Below are 18,937 nucleotides of genomic sequence, written 5' to 3'. Positions count from 1 at the left end.
TCAGTCAACAAAAAATATCTGCTTGACCAAGGAGAACGATCGTTCTACTGTTCGCAACATGAACGAAATAACCAGCAACGACACACGCGACATCATTCTGGACGTCACCGAAAAGTTGATCTACAAAAGTGGCATCGCGGCCACCGGCATGGATCTTCTGGTGAAAACCGCCGGCGTCTCCAGAAAGAGCATTTACCGCTACTTCGCCAATAAGGAGGAGCTCACCGTCGCGGCGCTGCAACGCCGTGATGTGCGCTGGATGCACTGGTACCGAAGCGAAGTCGACCAGGCCGAAACGCCGGCCGACCGCTTGCTCAACCTGTTTACCGTACTTAAGGCCTGGTTCGCCTCCGAAGGCTTCCGTGGCTGTGCATTCATCAACACCAGTGGCGAAACCGGCGACCCGCAAGACCCGGTTCGCCTGGTTGCCAAAGAGCATAAACAGAAGCTGCTCGACTACGTGCGCGAGCTCTGCACCGAACATGGCGCCACAGACCCGGAGACGCTGGCCAAACAGCTGCTGATCCTGATCGACGGTGCCATTACCGTGGCGCTTGTCATGGGTGATCACAGTGCCGCCGATAATGCGCAATGCATGGCGCGAAAGTTATTGGACCTGTAACACTTTAATCAAGCCCGACAACTTGCTAGAACTTTACTTTGATAGGGAGACTATTAATGTCTAATGCCGAAGTTCGTCCGCCATTGCCGCCGTTCACCCGTGAGTCGGCCATCGAAAAAGTACGCCTGGCCGAAGATGGCTGGAACTCCCGCGACCCGGAACGGGTATCGCTGGCCTACACCCTGGACACCAAATGGCGCAACCGCGCCGAGTTCGCCTACAACCGCGAAGAAGCCAAAGGCTTCCTGACGCGCAAATGGGCCAAGGAACTGGATTACCGCCTGATCAAAGAACTTTGGGCCTTTACCGGCAACCGCATCGCCGTGCGTTATGCCTACGAATGGCACGACGACTCGGGCAACTGGTTCCGCTCGTATGGCAACGAAAACTGGGAGTTCGACGAAAACGGTTTGATGGCCAATCGGTTTGCCTGCATCAACGACATGCCGATCAAGGAAAGCGACCGCAAGTTCCACTGGCCGCTGGGCCGCCGGCCTGACGATCACCCAAGCTTGTCCGACCTGGGCCTGTAACTTCACATAGACCAAATGTGGGAGTGAGCCTGCTCGCGATGACGGTTGAACATTCAACAAATAAGTTGCCTGTTACACCGCTATCGCGAGCAGGCTCACTCCCACAGGGTTTTGGGGTGTTCAGGCGACCGCGGCCTGCTGCCTGGCCGCTGCATTAGCTTCCAGCTCACGTACCAACGGCAACACCCGCTTGCCGAAATACTCCACTTCTTCCTGGAAGTGCAGAAACCCCGCCAATACCAGGTCCACGCCCACCGCTTTCAACGCGACGATCCGCTCGGCAATCTGCTGCGGCGTGCCGATCAGGTTGGTCTTGAAGCCGTCGTTGTACTGCACCAGATCGTCGAACGTCGACTTGGCCCAGTTGCCCTCACCCTCAGGTGACGCCCTGCCCGCCTGCTTCGCCGCATCGCCGAACGCATTCACCGCCTCGGGGTCCGCCTGATCGATGATTTGCGCCAGCACCGCTCGCGCTTCTTCTTCGGTGTCGCGGGCAATGACAAACGCGTTCACGCCGACTTTCACCGAATGATTGTTCGCCGCCGCCTTGGCGCGGATGTCATCGACCTGGGCCTTGATGCCTTGCGGGGTGTTGCCGTTGGTGAAGTACCAGTCCGAAACCCGCGCCGCCATGTCCCGAGCCGCGCGGGAACTGCCACCCTGAAAGATTTCCGGCTGACCCAGCGGTTTGGGTTTGAGGCTGTAGTTGTCGAAGCGGTAGAAGTCACCACGAAAGCTAAAGTTGTCCTGGCTCCAAATGCCTTTCAGCGAGCGGATGAATTCTTCGGAGCGGCGATATCGCTCGTCGTGTTCCAGCCAGTGTTCGCCAATCGCCTGGAATTCACCCTTGAACCAGCCACTGACAATGTTCACCGCCACCCGGCCGTTGGTCAGCTGGTCGATGGTTGCCAATTGCTTGGCCGCCAGCGCCGGTTGCCAAGGGCCGGGCAGGATCGCGGCGATCACTTTCAGTTTGGTGGTGGCGGCCAGCAACGCGTGGCTGAAGGCGACGGATTCGTGCTGGTACTCGGCGCCGTAACCGGCGGTAAAGCGGATCTGCGTCAGGGCGTATTCAAACCCTGCCTCTTCGGCCAGTTGCGCCAGTTTGCGGTTGTAGTCGATGCCCCAGTGGGTGCGTTGCTCGATCTTGCTGACCACCAGCCCGCCGCTGACGTTCGGCACCCAGTAGGCAAATTTGACGGCTTGCTGACTCATTGGCATGTCCTCGGGACGTTAGGGATGTCCTGGGGTGAGAGCAGCAACCGTGCCAGCGCACAAATCGCGGGGTGAGCGAGAACTGTGGCGAGGGGGTTTACCCCCGTTGGGCTGCGAAGCGGCCCCAAAAAACAGGACTGCTGCGCAGTCCAACGGGGGTAAACCCCCTCGCCACAAAGTGTGGTGTGCCTGGGGCAAATTGCTGATGCACTGTTGTTACAGCAACAATTCACTGCGTACCGACATCCAGTTTCTCCAGCAAATCCTGGCTCGCGAGTTTCGGCATGGACCCTGCAATTGCCCCTGGCAAACGCAACACTTTCTACTGCCGCCCCAAGGAGCTGTCCCATGACCGAACACCAGGTAATCAATCCGCTGTCCATTGGCACCGACTATGAAGCGCTTGCCGAAAGATTCCGGCCGATCTTCCAGCGCATCGCCACCGGTGCCGTTGAGCGCGAACAGTCCCGCAGTCTTCCGTACGAACCGATTCAGTGGCTCAAGGACGCCGGTTTCGGCGCGGTGCGGGTGCCGATTGAATACGGCGGTGGCGGTGCCTCCCTGCCACAACTGTTTGAGTTGCTGATCGAACTGGCCGAAGCCGACTCCAACATCCCTCAGGCCTTGCGCGGACATTTCGCATTCGCTGAGGATCGCTTGAACTCGCCACCCGGGTCGGCGCGGAATCTGTGGTTCAAGCGCTTCGTCGACGGCGACATCGCCGGCAACGCCTGGACCGAAATCGGCAACGTGGCGATTGGCGACGTCATCACCAAAGTCTCGCCCCACGGTGACCAATGGCGGCTCAACGGCGAGAAATTCTACAGCACCGGAAGCCTGTTTTCCGACTGGATCGACGTGTACGCGCAACGCAGCGACACCGGCGGCGATGTGATTGCCGCAGTGCGGACCCGCCAGCCGGGCATCGTGCTGAGCGACGACTGGGACGGCTTCGGCCAGCGCACCACCGGCAGTGGTACTTCACGGTTTATCGATGCCGATGTAGAGGCCGAGAACATCATCGACTTCGCCACTCGCTTCAAATACCAGACCGCGTTTTATCAGTTGGTGCTGCTGGCAACCCTGGCCGGGATCGGTCGTGCGGCGTTGCGCGATGTGGCTCATCAGGTGCGTGAACGCAAACGCATCTACAGCCATGGCAATGCGCAGCATGTCAGCCAGGATTCGCAGGTGCAGCAAGTGGTCGGCGAAATCGCGGCATTGGTGTATGCGGCCGAAGCGAGCGCCTTGAAGGCTGCACAACCGGCGCAGCGGGCTTATCTGGCGCGTTTCTCGGGTGATGAGGCCGCGGAAAAAGAAGCTAATGTCGCGGCGGAAATCGAATCGGCCAAGGCGCAGGTGGTGGTGTCGGAGTTGATCCAGCGAGCGACCACTGCGCTGTTCAATGCGCTGGGGGCTTCGGATACTCGGGTGGGTAAATCGCTGGACCGGCATTGGCGCAATGCGCGAACGGTGTCGTCGCACAATCCGGTGATCTACAAGGCGCGGATTGTCGGGGACTGGGCGATCAACGGGACCGAGCCGCCGTTTGTGTGGCAGATCGGCAATGGGCCACAGCCAAAGTGATGTGGTGTTTGGGCTGACGCCATCGCGAGCAGGCTCACTCCCACATTGATCTGGGCAACGCCGCAAATCCCTGTGGGAGTGAGCCTGCTCGCGATGAGGCCAGACAGGTCGCCGCAGAAGTTGGATCTAGGTAAGATATCGGCCCTTCCCCGCAGCCTTGTCCTGCACCCCGCCGAATAAGCCGATTCCATGCCTTTCGAACTCAGTGTTGACCTCACCACCCTGGCCATTCTGGCCCTCGTCGCTTTCATTGCCGGTTTCATCGACGCCATTGCCGGTGGCGGTGGTCTGTTGACCACTCCGGCGCTGCTGACCGCAGGCCTGCCCCCGCATCTGGTGCTGGGCACCAACAAACTCAGTTCGACGTTCGGCTCGGCCACCGCCAGCTTCACCTTCTACCGACGCAAGCTGTTCCATCCAAGGCAGTGGATGCACGCGATTGTCGGCACGCTGGTGGGCGCGCTGACCGGTGCCGTGGTCGCTCACTACCTGCCGGCTGAATGGCTGAACAAGATGCTCCCGGTAATCGTTTTCGCCTGCGGCGTCTACCTGTTGTTTGGCGGCACGCCAAAAGCGCCGCTGGACAGCGACGCACCGATCAAGAAAAAGTGGCAATCGACCCAAGGCTTCGGCCTGGGCTTTTACGACGGTGTGGCCGGTCCCGGCACGGGCGCGTTCTGGACCGTCAGCACGATGCTGATGTACCCCATCGATTTGGTGAAAGCCAGCGGCGTGGCGCGCAGCATGAACTTCGTCAGCAACATTGCGGCACTGTCGGTGTTCGTGTTTTCGGGACAAGTGGACTGGATCATCGGCCTGAGCATGGGCCTGTCGGTGATGGTCGGGGCGTTCTTCGGGGCTCGCACCGCCATCAGCGGCGGTGCGAAGTTCATCCGCCCGGTGTTCATCACCGTGGTATTGGGCTTGACCGTGCGGCTAGCCTGGCAACACTGGTTCAGCGTGGCCTAAGCGCCGCGCCACATAGACGTCGATCAGGTAACGGGCAATCGAGCGTGACGCCGGCAACGGCGGCAGCTCGTGCACGTTGAACCACTGGGCGTCTTCGATCTCGTCTTCCTGACACACGATCTCGCCACCGGCGTACTCGGCATGGAAACCCAGCATCATCGAATGCGGGAACGGCCAGCACTGGCTGCCCATGTACTGGATGTTCTTGACGTCGATCTGCACTTCTTCGCGGACTTCACGAATCAGGCAGTCTTCGGCCGATTCTCCCGGTTCGGCAAACCCCGCCAACGTACTGTAGACCCCGGCGACAAAACGCGGCGAACGCGCCAGCAGGACTTCATCGCCCCGGGTCACCAGTACGATCATGCTCGGCGAAATGCGCGGATAGCTGCGTAAATCACACGGCTCGCAATACATCGCCCGTTCCCGGGTCACCTGGGTCATCGCCTGTCCGCAGTTACCGCAAAAGCGGTGTTCGCGGGCCCAGGTACCGATTTGCGCGGCGTAGCCGAGCATCTTGTAAACCGTATGGTCGCCTTCGAGCATGAACGCCCGCAGGCCTTTCCAGTTGCAGCCCGGCACTTCGCTGTGACTGCGTAGCTCCAGCAAATAGACCGGTTCGCCGTCCAGGTGACCGATGCCATGTTCGGCGAGGATCGACAGGTCCTGGCGCTTGAGCCATTCGCGGGGGAACAGCGCGCCATTGTCATCGAACAGAAAGCCTTCGGGGCTGCGCGCCACCGCCCAGCCGCCGGGCTGATCGGTGTCCAGTACTGCAGTGGTCCAGCGTGAAGTCATTTTCAATCAATCCAGAAATTCAGGTTTCTGTTTGCTCATATGGGCGGCCATGGCCACGCGCAGATCGTTGGATTGCAGCATGGCGGCGTTCCAGGTGGCGACGTATTCGAGGCCGTCGTCGATGCGATGGTCGCGCATGTAGCTGATCATCTCTTTGGTGCCGGTGATCGCAATCGGCGACTTGCTGGCGATCTCCCGGGCGATGCCCATGACACCGTCGAGCAGGCTGGCGGTGTCGCTGTAAACGCGATTGACCAGGCCCATGCCACGCGCTTCTTCGGCGCCGAACGTGCGACCAGTGTAAGCCAGTTCACGCAGCATGCCGTCACCGATGATCCGCGGCAAGCGTTGCAAAGTGCCAACATCGGCGGCCATGCCGATGTCGATTTCCTTGATCGAGAATTGTGCGTCTTCAGCGGCGTAACGCATGTCGCACGCGGAAATCAAATCAATGGCGCCGCCCAGGCAATAACCCTGAACCGCCGCCAGTACCGGCTTGCGGCAATTGTCGACGGCATTGAAAGAGGCTTGCAGGGCGAGAATCTTGCGACGCAGCAGGCGCGCGTTGCGCCCCACGTCCTTGCCCAGTTCATTGGCCACACCGGCCAGCATCATCAGGTCGATGCCGGAAGAAAAATGCTTGCCCGCACCACTGAGCACCACCACGCGGACTTCATCGGTGTCGTCGACCCATTGGAAAATCTCGATGATTTCGCTCCAGAACGCAGCATTCATCGCATTGATCTTTTCTGGCCGGTTGATCTGCACATGGGCGATTTTATCGGCCAGTTCGACGGTGAACGCAGTGTACTGAGACATGGCAGTGATCCTTTTACCGGGCAGAAAATGAGGCCCGGACTATAACAAGGCAACATGGCCGGCTGTAAGGCAGCGGTTCGGCCAAAGACAGGACTGGTCGTTATGCACCACAACAGTGCGCGAACGTGACCGCGCTTCGCACATTCATGTGACACCTAAATTATTTTTTGAGGCAAAAAGGTAAAAAAACATGCCCTTCATCGGGGCATTTTCCCTTCCAAGCGGTACGTCCGTACCTCTTTAAACCGATTGTCGAACAATTTTGCCATCCGGCGTCCCCCGCTCTAAGTTCTGGCCTAGACTCAGTTCCGCCAGGTAAAACCGGTCGGTCACAAAGTGAAAAAAAAGTCGAAACTTTTGCCGGTCGTGACGAGTCAGCTTAAAAGGAGGTGCGTTGCGACTGGTGCAATCCTTGCAACGATCTCTCCAGCCATTGTGCTTCAACGTGTTGGCAGCGTTTGCTCACCGATGCGTAGCGCGTTTGCGCCCGGCCACAGGAATTGGCCACGAAACAACGTTTCTGCCAGACCTAAGAATTAGATCAACAACATGGGAGATTCATATGATCAGTGCGGCTTTAGATATTCAGGGAGAACGTGCTCATCAGCAAGTCGGCGAAACAAGCGCCGTGAGTGCCCCCAGTCACCAATCGATCAGCGTCCCCGGCACCAAGACGCTGGCACCGGTGGCCAGTCGGAATCCCAACAGGAAGAAAGTGCTGTTCGTCACCTCGGAGATCGCCGACCTGGTGAAAACCGGTGGCCTGGGCGACGTTTCAGCAGCGCTGCCGCGAGCCATGGCTCATTTGCATGATGTGCGAGTGTTGATCCCCGGTTATCCGCAAGTGCTGCACAGTGAAAACCCGATTCATATCATTGGTGAGCTCGGTGGTCACGCCGCGTTGCCTCCCTGCAAGATCGGGCGTATGGACATGCCTGACGGTCTGGTCATTTACGTCTTGATCTGCCCCGAACTCTACGAGCGCGAGGGTTCGCCTTACGGCGCCAACAACGGCCGCGACTGGCCGGACAACCACATTCGTTTCGCCCGCCTGGGCCTGGCAGCCGCCGATATCGCCGCCAACCTCGCACAAATTCACTGGTGCCCGGACCTGGTGCACGCCCATGACTGGCCTGCCGGTCTGGCACCTGCTTACATGCACTGGCGTGGACAGCGCACCCCGACGCTGTTCACCATTCATAACCTCGCCTACCAGGGCGTGACCAGTCTTGGGTCGTGCCCGGAACTGGGTATTCCCATGCATGCCTTGCAACAGGAAGGCATGGAGTTCTACGGCAAGATGTCGTTCCTCAAGGCCGGCATGGCTTATTCGAGCCACATCACCACCGTCAGCGCCACCTATGCCCAGGAAATCACCACCCCGGCCTTCGGCTGCGGCCTCGACGGTTTTCTTGCCGCCAAGACCCAGCAAGGTCTGCTCAGTGGCATTCCCAATGGCATCGATGAAAGCTGGGACGCGGCCACCGACCCCCATTTGTTCTGCCCCTTCAAAATTGGCGATTGGGAAGGCAAAGCGGTCAACGCCGCCCACGTGCGTGAGCTGTTCGGCCTGGAAGATTCCAAAGGTCCGTTGTTCGCCGTGGTGTCGCGACTGGTCTATCAGAAAGGCCTGGACCTGACTGAAGCCGTCTCCGAGTACATCGTCAAATCTGGCGGGCAAATCGCGATCATCGGTCGTGGCGAGCCGGAAGAAGAACAAGCCATGCGTGAACTGGCCCTGCGTTTTCCGGGCCAGATCGGCGTGCGCATCGGTTTCAACGAGACCGACGCCCGGCGCATGTTCGCCGGCAGTGATTTCCTGCTGATGCCTTCGCGTTACGAGCCTTGCGGGCTGAGCCAGATGTACGCCCAGCGCTTCGGTTCGTTGCCGGTGGCACGCAACACCGGAGGGTTGGCCGACACCATTGAAAACGGCGTGACCGGTTTCCTGTTCGACGAATCCACTCCTGAAAGTTATGAGGAAGCGCTGAGCCGGGCCTTCAAGGTTTTTGCCTTCCCCGACCTGCTCAATGCCATGCGTTGCCGAGCCATGGCCGCGCCTTTCAACTGGTGCAAGGCGGTCGAACCGTACGCCGAACTCTACGAAAAACTGGTGACCAAAGCGCTGGGCAAATCGGGCAAACATTAAGAGGTTTTCAAAGATGCCGTTACGGACCCTTGAGACCTGGCCCCACGGCGCATTCATGCTGGACGCAGAACACACGCGTTTTGCCTTGTGGGCGCCAGATGCGTTTTACGTCAGTGTCGAACTGGAAGATGGACAATCCTTGCCGCTCCTGCCCCAGGCAGATGGCTGGTTCGTGATCAATACCCGCTGCCCCGCCGGCACGCGTTACCGCTACAACATCGACGGCGAGCTGGAGGTGCCCGACCCGGCCTCCCGCGCGCAGGCCGGTGATATCGACCGCCACAGCGTGGTGGTCGATCCACTTGCCTATCAATGGCAACACAGCGCCTGGCTCGGACGGCCGTGGAACGAGGCGGTGATCTACGAATTGCACGTCGGTGCGCTCGGCGGCTTCAGCGAAGTCGAGCAGCACCTGGCACGCCTCGTGGAGCTGGGCATCAGCGCAATCGAATTAATGCCGCTGGCGCAGTTCCCCGGTGATCGCAATTGGGGTTACGACGGGGTTCTGCCCTACGCACCCCAAGCCTCCTATGGCACTCCCGAACAACTCAAACACCTGATCGACACCGCCCACGGCCATGGCCTGGCGGTGATTCTCGACGTGGTCTACAACCACTTCGGCCCGGACGGCAATTACCTGCATCGCTACGCCAAGGGCTTCTTCCGCGAAGACAAGCACACCCCGTGGGGTGCGGCGATCGACTTCCGGCGCCGGGAGGTGCGGGACTTCTTCATCGACAATGCGTTGATGTGGTTGCTGGAATACCGCTTCGATGGTTTGCGCCTGGACGCGGTGCATGCCATCGAAGACCCGGACTTTCTTCGGGAACTGGCACAAAAGGTTCGCCAGCAAGTCGATCCGGCCAGGCATGTGTGGCTGACCGTTGAAAACGAACACAACCAGGCCAGCCTGCTCGAAGAAGGCTTTGACGCGCAGTGGAACGACGACGGCCACAACGCCTTGCACGTGCTGCTGACCGGCGAAACCGACGCCTATTACGCCGACTACGCGCAAAACCCGACTGAACAACTGGCGCGCTGCCTGAGCCAGGGCTTTGTGTTTCAGGGCCACGTCACCCGTCACGGCACAACCCGAGGCGAGCCCAGTGGTCATTTGCCGCCGACGGCTTTCGTGCTGTTTCTGCAAAACCATGACCAGATCGGCAACCGCGCCCTGGGTGAACGGCTGCATCAACTGGCCAATCCCGACGCGCTCAAGGCAGCCACCGCATTACTGCTGTTGTCACCGATGATCCCGCTGATGTTCATGGGCGACGAGTTCGCCGCCGAGCAACCGTTCCTGTTCTTCACCAGTCATCACGGTGAGCTGGCGGAGTTGGTCCGCGAGGGACGACGCAACGAGTTCGCAGCCTTCAGCGCGTTTGCTGATCCGCACACACGCGAGCAGATTCCCGATCCCAACGCACGCCAGACCTTCGAGGCTTCACGCCCCGAGCTGACGTCAACTCGACAATCCGCCATGCACGAGTTGTATCGCCAACTGTTGCAGATCCGCCACCAGCAGATCATTCCCCGTCTTCCAGGTGCGCAAGCCCTGGGCGCCGAGGTGCTGGCCACAGGCGCGGTGACGGCGCGCTGGCGACTGGGCGATGGCAGTCAGCTGCGCATTGACCTGAACCTCAGCGACACAGCTGTGGTCCACTCCCCACAGGCCGACGCTTCGTTGTTGTTGTTCGAATACCCGCCACAGTCAGCCGGCCTGTTGGATCAGGGCACACTTGCCCCGTATTGCGCGCTAGTCAGCCTCACGGCCGCAGCCCCTTTGCTACCCCCGGATGGAGAGCGCCAATGAGCGATGCGCAATTGGAAATACTGGCCAGCCGAGCTGGCCTGGCCGTCGACTGGATCGACGCCAACGGCCGCCCACAGAAAGTCGCGCCATCAGTGTTACGCAATGTCCTCACCGGACTCGGCCACCCGGCTGGCAGCGCTCAGGAAATCGACGCCAGCCTGCTGGAACTGCAGCAGGTGCAACAAACCCGACACCTGCCACCGCTGCTGACCGCAGACTTCGGTGTCGGCCTGAGCCTTGCGCATTACTTTGAGCCCGAAACACCGTGCGAGATCAACCTTGAAGATGGCTCGCGACTTCATTTGAAGCTGGATGGCGAGGCGGTATTGCCTGGCCTGGTCCCGGTCGGTTATCAACACGTCAGCATCGACGGACAGGAATTTACGCTGGCCGTTGCACCGGCGCGCTGCTACAGCGTCGGCGATGCCGTCGACAGCCCGATCCCCCGCGCCTGGGGCCTGAGCGTGCAGTTGTACTCGCTGCGTCGTCCGGGCGATGGTGGTTTTGGCGATACCCAGGCGCTGGAAGACCTTGCACGGGTGGCCGGCGAACGCGGTGCCGAAGCGCTGGCGATCAGTCCGCTGCATGCGATGTTCGGCAGCGATACCCAGCGCTACAGCCCGTACTCGCCTTCCAGCCGTTTGTTTCTCAACAGTCTGTACGCCGCACCCGGCGCCATCCTGGGTGATCGAGCATTGCGGGCCGCGATAGATGCAACCGGCCTGGCGGCAGAACTCAAGCACCTTGAAGCCTCGCCGTTGATTGATTGGCCAGTGGCTGCCGAAGCCAAACATCGTCTGTTGCAGGCGTTGTACGAAGGCTTTGTCCAGGGCGAACACCCGCTGCATGAGGACTTCAGCAGTTTCCGCCACGCCGCTGGCGAAGCCCTGGAAAACCACTGCCGCTTTGAAGCCATTCAAGAAGCCCGCGCCGCCAAGGGTGAAAGCCTCGACTGGCGGCATTGGCCCGAGCAATGGCAAAACCCGCGTAGCGCGGCCCTGGCTGAATTCGCCGAAGAGAACGCCGGGCGCATTGGCTTCTTTGCCTTCTGCCAATGGCTGATCACGCGGTGCCTGGAACGGGCACAAACCGCCGCCCGTAGCGCCGGCATGAGCATTGGGCTGATCGCCGATCTGGCGGTGGGCGCCGATGGCGGTGGCAGTCAGGCCTGGAGTCGTCAGGACGAATTGCTCGCCTCGCTGACCGTGGGTGCACCACCGGATATCCTTAATCGTACCGGTCAGGGCTGGGGAATTTCCGCGTTCTCGCCCGAAGGCCTGGTACGCAACGGCTTTCGTGCCTTCATCGAAATGCTCCGCGCCAATTTTGCCCACGCCGGTGGCCTGCGCATCGATCACGTCATGGGCCTGCAACGGCTGTGGGTGATCCCCAATGACGCGTCCCCCGCCGACGGCGCCTACCTCTATTACCCGGTGGACGACCTGCTGCGTTTGCTGACCCTCGAGTCCCATCGCCATCAGGCCATCGTCCTTGGCGAAGACCTCGGCACCGTGGCTGACGGTCTGCGAGAAAAGCTTATCGCCCGCTCGATTCTCGGCATGCGCGTGCTGCTGTTCGAGCAGGACAACGCGCACTTCAAGCCGATTCTCGACTGGCCAGACAACGCACTGGCGACCACCAGCACTCATGACCTGCCCACGCTCAATGGCTGGTGGCATGGCCGCGATATCGACTGGAACGCCCGACTGGGCCTGGTCGACGCCTCGGGTGAAATCGAATGGCGCCACCACCGCGAACGCGAGCGTGAAGGCCTGCGCCGGGTGTTGAGCGAGGATCCGCAGAACTTTCGCGAAGAGTCCCATGAAACCGATCAGGTACTCGACGCCGCCGTACGTTTCCTCGGTCATACCCGTGCGCCGCTGGTGTTGCTGCCGCTGGAAGATGCCCTGGGCATCGAGCAGCAGGCCAACTTGCCCGGTACCATCGACACGCATCCCAACTGGTCCCGACGCTTGCCCGGCGACAGTGAAGCCTTGCTCGATAACCCGGACGCCGCCCGGCGCCTGGAACTGCTCGCCTGTGCGCGGCTTCAGGCGGCCGAGCGTGACCAATGAAGCAAACGCTTATCCAACCGCTGCGGGCAACCCTGCGGCTGCAGTTTCATAAAGACTTCACGCTGGACGATGCGGTGCCACTGGTGCCGTACTTTGCCAGCCTCGGTATCAGCCACGTCTATGCGTCACCGCTACTGAGTGCTCGCGCCGGTTCCATGCACGGCTACGACGTCGTCGACCCGACCACGGTCAACCCCGAGCTGGGCGGCGAAGCGGCGCTGCGGCGTTTGGTCAGCGCATTGCGCGAGCAGAACATGGGGCTGATCCTCGACGTCGTCTCCAACCACATGGCCGTCGGCGGTGGCGATAATCCCTGGTGGCAGGATTTGCTGGAATGGGGACGCTTGAGCCCTTACGGCGAGTTTTTCGATATCCAGTGGCATTCGCCCGATCCGTTGATGGAAGGCCAGTTGCTGCTGCCCTTCCTCGGCAGCGACTACGGCATCGCCTTGCAGGACGGCACCCTGCCCCTGCGCTTCAATGCGCAAAAGGGCATGTTTTATGTCGAGCACTACGAGCATCACTTCCCGATCTGCCCGACGAACTACGGCGAACTGCTCAGGACCGATGACCCACTGAGCGCCGAATCGCTCAAGTCGCTGGCAGACCGTTTCAGCGCCTTGAGCTACCAGACTGACGCCCACAGCCTGGCAATACCGCTGAAAACAGAGTTGCGCGAGCTGGCCAATGATCCGGCGATTCTGCAGGCCATCCAGCAAAACCTCAGCGCTTACGACTCGCTCACGGCCGAAGGTTTCCAACGCCTGCACCAGTTGCTGGAACGCCAAAGTTATCGGCTGGCCAGTTGGCGTACGGCGGCCGATGACATCAACTGGCGGCGTTTTTTCGATGTCAACGAACTGGGCGGCCTGCGGGTCGAACGCCCCGCCGTGTTCGAAGCCACCCACGCCAAAATTTTCGAGCTGGTGGCCGAAGGCCTGGTTGACGGTCTGCGCATCGACCACATCGACGGTCTCGCCGACCCACGCGGCTACTGCCGCAAACTGCGGCGGCGAGTCGACAGCTTGTCGCCGGATCGGCACCTGCCGATCTACGTCGAGAAAATCCTCGGCGAAGGTGAAACCCTGCACCGTGACTGGTCGGTGGATGGCACCACGGGTTACGAGTTCATGAATCAACTGTCGCTGCTGCAACATGCTCCGGAAGGCGCCGACACGTTGGCCGAATTGTGGAATCGCTACAGCGAACGGCCCGCCGATTTCCGTCAGGAAGCGCAACTGGCCCGCCAGCAGATCCTCAACGGCTCCCTCGCCGGAGACTTCGAAAGCGTCGCCCAGGCCCTATTGCAAGTGGCCCGGGATGACCTGATGACCCGCGACCTGACCCTGGGCGCGATTCGTCGGGCGTTGCAGGAACTGATCGTATATTTCCCGGTGTACCGCACCTACATCAGCCCCCGCGGGCGTTCGGCTGAAGACGATGTGTTTTTCCAGCAAGCCATGACCGGTGCCAGGCATGCCCTCAGCGAAGCCGACTGGCCGGTGCTCGATTGCCTGGCCCGTTGGCTCGGGGGTGAATCATGGCGCAAACGCCCGTTGGGCCGGCCGCGCAAGATGCTCAAGCATGCCTGTGTGCGTTTTCAGCAACTGACGTCGCCGGCGGCGGCGAAAGCCGTGGAGGACACCGCGTTCTATCGCTCGGCGACATTGTTGTCACGCAATGACGTGGGCTTCAGCACCGAACAGTTCAGCGCCCCGGTGGCCGATTTCCATGCGGCTTGCGTCAACCGTCTCGACGAGTTCCCCGATAATTTGCTGGCCACCGCCACCCACGACCACAAACGCGGCGAAGACACCCGCGCGCGCCTGGCGGTGCTGAGCGAGCGCAGTGCCTGGTACGCCGAGCAAGTCCCGCTCTGGCAGGCCCTGGCCCGCCCCCTGCGCGACGACGACCAGATGCCGACTGCGGGCGATGAGTTGATCCTCTATCAAGCGATCCTTGGCAGCTGGCCGCTCGATTTGCGCCGTGACGATCAAGCAGCGCTGGAGAACTACACTCAACGAGTGTGGCAGTGGCAACAGAAAGCTTTACGCGAAGCCAAGTTGCAAAGCAGCTGGAGCGCGCCGAACGAGGCTTACGAACAAGCGGTTCGCCGATTCCTGCAACGTCTGCTGCGAAGTCCCGAAGGTGAACCGTTACGCGCGGCCCTCGGCAAGGCCGCCATGAGCATCGCCGTACCCGGCGCACTCAATGGATTGGCGCAAACCTTGCTGCGCATGACAGTGCCGGGGGTGCCGGATCTTTATCAGGGCAACGAGTACTGGGACTTCTCGCTGGTCGATCCGGACAACCGCCGGCCGGTGGATTACGCCAGCCGTCAGCAGTCGATGCAGACACCCTCGGAACTGCCCGAGCTGTTGGCTGGCTGGCGGGACGGGCGCATTAAACAAGCGCTGATCGCTCAGGTGTTGAACTTGCGGCTCGAGCACACCGAGCTGTTTCGGCGAGGGACCTATCAAGCCCTTGAAGTCGTCGGCAGCCAGGCTCACAGGGTGCTCGCATTTGCTCGCACGCTGGAGGGAAAACGCGCCGTCGCGATCGTGCCGATTCGCTGCGCCGAATTGCTGAAAAACAGTGCCGAGCCCCGTATTGACGCGCCGCTGTGGGGCGATACACGGGTCAAATTACCGTTCACCGCCCCTGATGAAAATTTGAAGGGACTTTTTTCAAGCACAACAGTCACACACCAACGGGAGCTGAACATCAGCGACGCGCTGGGAGATTTCCCGGTCAATCTTTTAATCCAAACTACCCATACTTGAGTTCAGTTCAGGAGCATTGCGATGAGCATCAACGATAAACGCATCCGCGAATTCGCCTATCAGATCTGGGAATCGGAAGGAAAACCCGAGGGCCAGGACGCTCGCCACTGGGAGATGGCCCGCAAACTGGCCGAAGCCGAAGCTCTCGCACCGAGCAAATCGCCGAAAGCCGCTGGCAGCAAGACCGACGGCGCCAAGGCTCCGGCCAGCAAAGGCAATGGCAAGGCCGCGGCGCCAAAAACCAAAGCCAAGCCCGCCGCCGCCTCCAAGGTCATACCGCCGGGCGAAAAAGCCAGCGAGAAAAAGCCTCGAGCAGCGCGTAAGCCGCCCGCTGTCTGACGCCTTTCACTTTTGTCCTGATTGACTTCGTGGCGAGCCTTCTCGCCACCGAGGGCTCGCTCGCCCTCGAAAAAAAACCAGAGCCACGAATTGTCCCCCCTTTGCAGGAGCACTTATGACCAGTCCGAAGAAAGCCGCGCCAGAACCTCAGCACGAGGCCTCGCGAATCCGTGAAGGCCTGCCCTTCCCGCTGGGCGCGACCTGGGATGGCCTGGGGGTCAACTTCGCCTTGTTTTCCGCCAATGCCACCAAGGTCGAGCTGTGCATCTTCGATGATGCCGGCGAGGTCGAACTGGAACGCATCGAACTGCCGGAATACACCGACGAGATCTACCACGGCTACCTGCCCGACGCGCACCCGGGGATGATCTACGGCTACCGTGTCTATGGCCCGTACGACCCGGCAAACGGACATCGCTTCAACCACAACAAACTGCTGATCGACCCCTACGCCAAACAACTGGTCGGCCAGTTGAAATGGTCCGAAGCCCTGTTCGGCTACACCATCGGCCACCCCGACGCCGACCTCAGTTTCGATGAGCGCGACAGCGCCCCGTTCGTGCCCAAGTGCAAAGTGATCGACCCGGCTCACACCTGGGGTCACGACCATCGGGTCAGCGTGCCGTGGGACAAGACCATCATTTACGAGACTCACGTGCGCGGTATCAGCATGCGCCACCCCTCCGTCCCCGATAACGTGCGCGGCACCTTCGCCGGGTTGATGGTCGATGACGTGCTGGAACACATCCGCAAGCTCGGCGTGTCGTCTGTCGAATTGCTGCCGATTCATGCCTTCGTCAACGACCAGCATCTGTTGCACAAAGGCATGACCAATTACTGGGGCTACAACAGCATTGCGTTCTTCGCTCCCGACCCGCGTTACCTGGCCAGCGGCAAGATCGCCGAATTCAAGGAGATGGTTGCGCACCTGCACGAAGCCAATCTTGAAGTGATCCTCGACGTGGTCTACAACCACACCGCCGAGGGCAACGAACAAGGCCCGACCCTGTCCATGCGCGGCATCGACAACGCCTCTTACTACCGCTTGATGCCCGACGACAAGCGCTTCTACATCAACGATTCCGGCACCGGCAACACCCTGGACCTGAGTCACCCGTGCGTGCTGCAAATGGTCACCGACTCCTTGCGCTACTGGGCTTCGGAAATGCACGTCGACGGTTTCCGCTTCGACCTGGCAACCATTCTCGGGCGTTACCACGACGGTTTCGACGAACGTCACAGCTTCCTTGTGGCCTGCCGTCAGGACCCGGTGCTGCGTCAGGTGAAAATGATTGCCGAAGCCTGGGACTGCGGCCCCGGTGGCTATCAGGTCGGTAACTTCCCACCGGGCTGGGTCGAGTGGAATGACAAATTCCGCGACACCGTGCGTGCATTCTGGAAGGGCGACGACGGCCAACTGGCGGACTTCGCCAGTCGCATGACCGCTTCCGGCGAGATGTTCAATCAGCGTGGCCGGCGGCCGTACGCCTCGGTGAACTTCGTCACCGCCCACGATGGTTTCACCTTGAACGACCTGGTGTCGTACAACGACAAACACAACGAAGCCAACGACGAGAACAATCAGGACGGCAGTAACAACAACCTGTCCTGGAACCATGGCGTCGAAGGACCGACCGACGATCCCGAGATCAATGAGCTGCGTCAGCGCCAGATGCGCAATTTCTTTGCCACGCTGCTGCTGTCCCAAGGCACACCGATGCTGGTGGCCGGCGACGAATTCGCTCGAACCCAGGAAGGCAACAACAACGCCTATTGCCAGGACAGCGAGATCGGTTGGGTCAACTGGGACCTGAGCGAAGACGGCAAGGCCCTGCTCAAGTTTGTCAAACGGCTGATCAAGTTGCGCCTGGCCTATCCGATCCTGCGTCGCGGTCGGTTCCTGGTGGGCAATTACAATGAGGACATCGGCGTCAAGGACGTCACCTGGCTCGCCCCGGATGGCAGCGAAATGTCTGTCGAACAATGGGAGGAAGCCCATGGCCGCTGCCTCGGCATGTTGATGGATGGCCGCGCCCAGGAAACCGGTATCCGCCGCAAAGGCGCCGACGCCACCTTGCTGTTGGTGGTCAATGCGCATCACGACATCGTCAATTTCCTGCTTCCGGAAGTGCCCGACGGCGGTTTCTGGACCTGCATGATCGACACCAACCAACCGTCGATCAGGGGGCAGGAACGCTTCGAGTTCGGGCACGAATATTCAGTCACTGGCCGTTCGCTGCTGCTGTTCGAATTGCAGCGTGAGGAAGAAGAGTGAAATAAACCTTCAAGACTTCCGGCCATATTCGCCCCCCACAGCGATCCATTGGCCGGGATCGGGACACAGCCGGGGGTAATAAAACCGCACCGGATTGAACATCGGGGCGACGAATAGCGTGACATGAGCAATACTCTGTTCGCGGCAATCCAGGGTTTGGAGCGCCGCACATTGCTATCAACGAGAACAAGGACGTAGCCATGAAAACGGTCTCCATCAGTGAAAGCAGACTCTGCGCCCAAATCTGGAACAGCGCGCCGCAACTGGACAACATCCCTGTCATCAGCACTCAGACCCTGGTCCCCGCCGGCGCACGCGCTGTAGTGATTGCCCCACACCCTGGCGATGAAGTCGTGACCTGCGGCGGCCTGCTGCAGCTGCTCAGCGCCTTGGGTCATCCCCTCCAATTGATCTCGATTACCGACGGCAGCGCCAGCCATCCGGGCTCGCAACAATGGTCGGAGAAACGCTTGAGCGTGTTTCGCCCCCAGGAAAGCCTCGAAGCCTTGCGCCGGCTCGGATTGCCGATGCACAGCCTCAAATGGATTCGTGGCGGTTTCACCGACAACGCCCTGGCCGAACGGGAGTTTCAGATGACTCAGTTCATTGCCCGTTATTTACGCCCCGGGGATGTGGTGTTCAGCACGTGGCGCGAGGATGGCATTGTCGACCATGACGCCGTCGGCCGGGCCAGCGTCAAGGCCGCGGCCATGGTCGGGGCGACGCTCAACGAAGTACCGGTCTGGGCCTGGCACTGGCCAACGCGTGATCGAGGGCTTATCCCCTGGCATCGCGCGCGCAAGGTTCGCCTGGACACCTGGACCGTCGCGCGCAAAAGCCACGCTACCCACGCCTATGCCAGCCAGCTCGACGGCGAACCGGCCATCGGCCTCGCCCCGCTGCTGCCCCCGGTGCTTCTGGAACGGATACGGTTGCCCTATGAAATTGTCTTCGTCTGAC

General features: G+C 60.6%; 14 protein-coding genes. 11 read left to right on the top strand and 3 right to left on the bottom strand.

Features of this window, described 5'->3' with window-relative positions; translation table 11 throughout:
• Window positions 1-58 precede the first annotated feature (58 nt).
• A complete protein-coding gene (locus AC3WP4_RS23145; RefSeq protein ID WP_074876746.1) occupies window positions 59-622 on the top strand; it encodes a TetR/AcrR family transcriptional regulator in 564 nt (187 codons plus the stop codon).
• Window positions 623-678: 56 nt separating this feature from the next.
• Entirely contained in the window at window positions 679-1,155 is a 477-nt protein-coding gene (locus tag AC3WP4_RS23140; protein WP_010460010.1) for a nuclear transport factor 2 family protein, read from the top strand.
• A gap of 120 nt (window positions 1,156-1,275) precedes the next feature.
• On the opposite strand, the gene sfnG is transcribed toward AC3WP4_RS23140, so the two are convergent.
• A complete protein-coding gene (gene sfnG, locus AC3WP4_RS23135; RefSeq protein WP_074876751.1) occupies window positions 1,276-2,370 on the bottom strand; it encodes a dimethylsulfone monooxygenase SfnG in 1,095 nt (364 codons plus the stop codon).
• 348 nt (window positions 2,371-2,718) lie between these two features.
• Between sfnG and AC3WP4_RS23130 the strand changes: the two genes are divergently transcribed.
• Window positions 2,719-3,957, top strand: a complete 1,239-nt coding sequence (locus tag AC3WP4_RS23130) for an acyl-CoA dehydrogenase family protein (RefSeq protein WP_102615449.1) — start codon at window positions 2,719-2,721, stop codon at window positions 3,955-3,957.
• Between the two features lie 189 nt (window positions 3,958-4,146).
• Window positions 4,147-4,926: a TSUP family transporter gene (locus AC3WP4_RS23125; protein WP_008152714.1), complete on the top strand. Its 780-nt coding sequence runs from the start codon at window positions 4,147-4,149 to the stop codon at window positions 4,924-4,926.
• Here the strand turns inward: AC3WP4_RS23125 and nudC are convergent.
• Window positions 4,894-5,724, bottom strand: a complete 831-nt coding sequence (gene nudC, locus AC3WP4_RS23120; RefSeq protein WP_074876754.1) for an NAD(+) diphosphatase — start codon at window positions 5,722-5,724, stop codon at window positions 4,894-4,896. The genes AC3WP4_RS23125 and nudC overlap by 33 nt on opposite strands.
• Window positions 5,725-5,730: 6 nt before the next feature.
• Complete coding sequence (locus AC3WP4_RS23115) at window positions 5,731-6,543, bottom strand: crotonase/enoyl-CoA hydratase family protein (RefSeq protein ID WP_074876755.1); 813 nt, start codon at window positions 6,541-6,543, stop codon at window positions 5,731-5,733.
• 562 nt (window positions 6,544-7,105) lie between these two features.
• Here AC3WP4_RS23115 and glgA point away from each other — a divergent pair.
• The 7 genes from glgA to AC3WP4_RS23080 all read left to right on the top strand — a co-directional run bounded on the left by glgA (window position 7,106) and on the right by AC3WP4_RS23080 (window position 18,936).
• Complete coding sequence (glgA, locus tag AC3WP4_RS23110) at window positions 7,106-8,692, top strand: glycogen synthase GlgA (protein WP_074876758.1); 1,587 nt, start codon at window positions 7,106-7,108, stop codon at window positions 8,690-8,692.
• A 13-nt stretch (window positions 8,693-8,705) separates the two neighbouring features.
• Window positions 8,706-10,505, top strand: coding sequence for a malto-oligosyltrehalose trehalohydrolase (treZ, locus tag AC3WP4_RS23105; RefSeq protein ID WP_102615448.1), 1,800 nt, complete (start codon window positions 8,706-8,708; stop codon window positions 10,503-10,505).
• Window positions 10,502-12,580: a 4-alpha-glucanotransferase gene (gene malQ / locus AC3WP4_RS23100; RefSeq protein ID WP_074876762.1), complete on the top strand. Its 2,079-nt coding sequence runs from the start codon at window positions 10,502-10,504 to the stop codon at window positions 12,578-12,580. The genes treZ and malQ overlap by 4 nt, the downstream gene beginning before the upstream one ends.
• Window positions 12,577-15,363: a malto-oligosyltrehalose synthase gene (locus tag AC3WP4_RS23095; protein WP_102615447.1), complete on the top strand. Its 2,787-nt coding sequence runs from the start codon at window positions 12,577-12,579 to the stop codon at window positions 15,361-15,363. The genes malQ and AC3WP4_RS23095 overlap by 4 nt, the downstream gene beginning before the upstream one ends.
• 21 nt (window positions 15,364-15,384) lie before the next feature.
• Window positions 15,385-15,702, top strand: coding sequence for a DUF2934 domain-containing protein (locus AC3WP4_RS23090; RefSeq protein ID WP_074876766.1), 318 nt, complete (start codon window positions 15,385-15,387; stop codon window positions 15,700-15,702).
• A gap of 115 nt (window positions 15,703-15,817) precedes the next feature.
• A complete protein-coding gene (glgX, locus tag AC3WP4_RS23085) occupies window positions 15,818-17,977 on the top strand; it encodes a glycogen debranching protein GlgX (protein WP_074876768.1) in 2,160 nt (719 codons plus the stop codon).
• Window positions 17,978-18,177: 200 nt separating this feature from the next.
• A complete protein-coding gene (locus AC3WP4_RS23080; RefSeq protein WP_074876770.1) occupies window positions 18,178-18,936 on the top strand; it encodes a PIG-L deacetylase family protein in 759 nt (252 codons plus the stop codon).
• Window position 18,937: the final 1 nt, after the last annotated feature.

The sequence above is a fragment of the Pseudomonas sp. FW305-20 genome (assembly GCF_058788075.1).
Note: the sequence above shows the minus strand (reverse complement) of the source record. Positions and strands in the feature narration are given on the sequence as shown.

What these genes read in the sequence shown, in the direction of transcription:
- glgX (WP_074876768.1), top strand. Translation starts at nt 15,818, where the DNA reads ATGACCAGTCCGAAGAAAGCCGCGCCAGAACCTCAGCACGAGGCCTCG.
- treZ (WP_102615448.1), top strand. Translation starts at nt 8,706, where the DNA reads ATGCCGTTACGGACCCTTGAGACCTGGCCCCACGGCGCATTCATGCTG.
- nudC (WP_074876754.1), bottom strand. Translation starts at nt 5,724, where the DNA reads ATGACTTCACGCTGGACCACTGCAGTACTGGACACCGATCAGCCCGGC.
- AC3WP4_RS23145 (WP_074876746.1), top strand. Translation starts at nt 59, where the DNA reads ATGAACGAAATAACCAGCAACGACACACGCGACATCATTCTGGACGTC.
- AC3WP4_RS23095 (WP_102615447.1), top strand. Translation starts at nt 12,577, where the DNA reads ATGAAGCAAACGCTTATCCAACCGCTGCGGGCAACCCTGCGGCTGCAG.
- AC3WP4_RS23130 (WP_102615449.1), top strand. Translation starts at nt 2,719, where the DNA reads ATGACCGAACACCAGGTAATCAATCCGCTGTCCATTGGCACCGACTAT.
- AC3WP4_RS23080 (WP_074876770.1), top strand. Translation starts at nt 18,178, where the DNA reads ATGAAAACGGTCTCCATCAGTGAAAGCAGACTCTGCGCCCAAATCTGG.
- AC3WP4_RS23090 (WP_074876766.1), top strand. Translation starts at nt 15,385, where the DNA reads ATGAGCATCAACGATAAACGCATCCGCGAATTCGCCTATCAGATCTGG.
- AC3WP4_RS23115 (WP_074876755.1), bottom strand. Translation starts at nt 6,543, where the DNA reads ATGTCTCAGTACACTGCGTTCACCGTCGAACTGGCCGATAAAATCGCC.
- malQ (WP_074876762.1), top strand. Translation starts at nt 10,502, where the DNA reads ATGAGCGATGCGCAATTGGAAATACTGGCCAGCCGAGCTGGCCTGGCC.
- sfnG (WP_074876751.1), bottom strand. Translation starts at nt 2,370, where the DNA reads ATGAGTCAGCAAGCCGTCAAATTTGCCTACTGGGTGCCGAACGTCAGC.
- glgA (WP_074876758.1), top strand. Translation starts at nt 7,106, where the DNA reads ATGATCAGTGCGGCTTTAGATATTCAGGGAGAACGTGCTCATCAGCAA.
- AC3WP4_RS23140 (WP_010460010.1), top strand. Translation starts at nt 679, where the DNA reads ATGTCTAATGCCGAAGTTCGTCCGCCATTGCCGCCGTTCACCCGTGAG.
- AC3WP4_RS23125 (WP_008152714.1), top strand. Translation starts at nt 4,147, where the DNA reads ATGCCTTTCGAACTCAGTGTTGACCTCACCACCCTGGCCATTCTGGCC.